Annotated in this window: 1 protein-coding gene; it reads left to right on the forward strand. The window is 61.9% G+C overall.

The genetic code is table 11. The features are described from left to right. Positions 1-97: 97 nt before the first annotated feature. Positions 98-452: SDR family oxidoreductase (locus tag BJP32_RS16715; protein WP_143255508.1), on the forward strand; the 355-nt coding region annotated here is incomplete at its 3' end.

The raw sequence follows: 452 nt of genomic DNA on the forward strand, positions 1-452 counted from the left end.
GATAAAGGCTTGACGGTTTTAATTATGATCATAATATTAAGTGTGTAATATAAATAGCCGCTGTCAGCGGTCAGGCTTTTTTCCAGCGAGAACCCACATGAACGAACAGATTGGCAATGGCGTCGCCCTGGTCACCGGCGCCTCTTCCGGAATCGGCGCGACCTACGCCGAGCACTTGGCCCGCCGTGGCCACGACCTGTTGCTGGTGGCGCGCGACCGGCAACGCCTGGAAGCCCTGGCGGATCGACTTCGCCAAGCCCACGGGGTCAGGGTGGAGATCCTGCGCGCCGACCTGTCCGAGCGCGACGATAGGTTGCGGGTCGAGCGACGGTTGCGCGATGACGCCTCGATCGCGTTGCTGGTGAACAACGCCGGCGTGGCGATGAACGGTCCGCTGGCCGATGCCGACATGGACCGGGCGGAGCGGATGATCGCCCTCAACGTAGTGGCCC

It is taken from the genome of Brevundimonas sp. ZS04 (assembly GCF_001956865.1).
Classification (GTDB): Bacteria; Pseudomonadota; Alphaproteobacteria; order Caulobacterales; family Caulobacteraceae; genus Brevundimonas; species Brevundimonas diminuta.